At 62.8% G+C, this 2,026-nt stretch carries 3 protein-coding genes; 1 reads left to right on the forward strand and 2 read right to left on the reverse strand.

All coding sequences use genetic code 11. The annotated features are described in order from the left end of the window. Window positions 1-8 precede the first annotated feature (8 nt). The gene (locus ACIP5Y_RS16510; protein WP_400350968.1) at window positions 9-932 is read right to left on the reverse strand and encodes a MerR family transcriptional regulator; all 924 of its coding nucleotides are present in this window, start codon (window positions 930-932) and stop codon (window positions 9-11) included. Window positions 933-1,008: 76 nt separating this feature from the next. On the opposite strand from ACIP5Y_RS16510, the gene acpM reads away from it, so the two are divergent. Continuing rightward, a complete protein-coding gene (gene acpM / locus ACIP5Y_RS16515; RefSeq protein WP_400350970.1) occupies window positions 1,009-1,311 on the forward strand; it encodes a meromycolate extension acyl carrier protein AcpM in 303 nt (100 codons plus the stop codon). A gap of 479 nt (window positions 1,312-1,790) precedes the next feature. Here the strand turns inward: acpM and ACIP5Y_RS16520 are convergent, their stop codons facing one another. Then, window positions 1,791-2,012 carry an MbtH family protein gene (locus tag ACIP5Y_RS16520; RefSeq protein WP_397017153.1) on the reverse strand — a complete coding sequence of 74 codons (222 nt, stop codon included), beginning with the start codon at window positions 2,010-2,012 and terminating at the stop codon, window positions 1,791-1,793. Window positions 2,013-2,026 lie beyond the last annotated feature (14 nt).

The following is a 2,026-nucleotide window of genomic DNA, read 5'->3' on the forward strand; positions in this document are numbered from 1 at the left end:
TATAACGCCTATTCGGAGGTATCAGTGGTGCGGACCAATGCGTCGTACAGCCAGTGGTGAGTCGGTCCCACGGTGACGCGTGGCCCTAGAAGCTGACCTGTGAGAGCCCAGTATCGATGAATTCGGTGGTCCGTATCGGTTGCGTCCATCAGCAATTGCCTGCGGAAACGAGGGGAATCGGATTCCCCTCGTGCACCGGCATGGGCGTTGACGAACCGATCGAGTTCGATGCCGGCGCGTGGCGGCACCCCTGCCGATACCAGTGGCACCACATCGGTCAATAGTTCGCCCACGGCGGCATACAGCCCACGGCGGTCGCGGATCGATTCCGGCCGGTGCCGCCAGTATTGTTGCCGTACAACGCTGTTCAAGCCGGGCGTATCGACGAGAGCCGCCAACTCGGCATACGCGACCACCTCGCCGACGGACGGATCAGCAGGCGGCTCAGGGACATTCCAGTACAACCAGATATCGAGATCACTCCGGGGTACCGGCGCGAGAATCCGCTGCCAGAACCGGACCAGGCAATCGTGTGCCGCACCACCGTCCTGTGCAGCGGCCAGTAACGCGAGCCGCTCCGCCCGCTGCGCCGGCCCGGCATTCTCGACGGCCCGCACCGAAGCCCGCCGCCACGCCAATGACCTGAATTCGATATCAAGCCGCGCACTTTCAGCAGCAATAACTTCCTCGATCGACCGCTCCCCACGCAGCACCGCGCTGATCGACCCCAATCCCAGCCCCAGCGCCCGCAACCGCCGCACCAGCACCAATCGCTCGGTGGCACTGGCGGAATCGAACATCCGATGCCCACCCGCACTCCGCCGCGATTCCAGAATTCCTTCATCGCAGTAAAACCGGATCGTCCGAACGGTGAGCCCGCTACGCCGCGCCAACTCCCCGATACTCACCAGCCCATCGCATGTGTCACCCATCACAACCCCTTGAACCTCCACCCCACTGGAGCTTTTAGCGTACTGGCGCACATCCGATCACACCGAGGAGAACCCCGTGGCCACCACGCAAGCAGAAATCGTCGCCGGCATCGCCGAAATCATCGAGGAGGTCACCGGCATAGACGCCGCCGAAGTAACGATCGACAAATCCTTCACAGCCGACCTCGAAATCGACTCACTGTCACTAGTGGAAATCGCCGTACAACTCGAGGACAAGTACAACGTGAAGGTCCCCGACCAGGACCTGGAGAACCTGCGAACCGTCGGGGACGCGGTCACTTATGTACAGCGGATGGAGAACGAAAAGCCACAGCTCGCAGCCGAAATGGAGGCAGCGTTCAGGGAGAGCCAACCGTGATCGCCGATTCACCACTGACGCCGCGGCGTTCCGGTCCGGCAGAGGGGAGGTGGACGGGGCGCCGCGGCGTGTATTCAGGTGGAAAGGGGGTTGCCGGGGTGGAATGCCCTGGTGGCCCTGTACCTTCCGGGGCTAGTGCGGGGGGAAGGTGAAGGAGGAACCTGTTTGGATGGTTTTGGCCAGTAGTTCCAGGAGGTTGTTGACTGCGCTGCCGCTGGTCATGCGGGGGTCAGCCGGGGACGATCGAGGTGGCGGAACCTGTGGTGATGAGGTGGGCCAGGGCCGCGAGAATGTCGGCGGCGCCGGAACCTGTGGTGGGCATGGGGACTCCTTACTTGGGGGTGTAGCTGGTGGTGGAGCCTGTCGCGAGGAAGGACAGGACCTGGGTGAGGATGGCGCCGTAGTCCACGGTGCCTGTGCCGCCAGTTGGCATTTGTTTGTTCTCTTTCTTCACTGTGCGGAACCTTTGTTCCGCAGTGCTATTCGGGATCGACGGCCATCGCTTCGATGAGCGACTTGGGGCGCATGTCGGTCCAGTGGGCTTCCACGTACTCGAGGCATTCCTGGCGGCCGGCGGGGCCGTGCGCGACGGTCCAGCCGCCAGGGACCGCGGCGAACACCGGCCACAGGGAATGCTGGGCCTCCTCGTTGACCAGGATGTAGAACTGGGCGTCTTCATCATCGAAGGGGTTGCTGCTCATGGCGAATCACCTTT

The organism is Nocardia sp. NPDC088792 (assembly GCF_044750615.1).
Taxonomy (GTDB): Bacteria; Actinomycetota; Actinomycetes; order Mycobacteriales; family Mycobacteriaceae; genus Nocardia.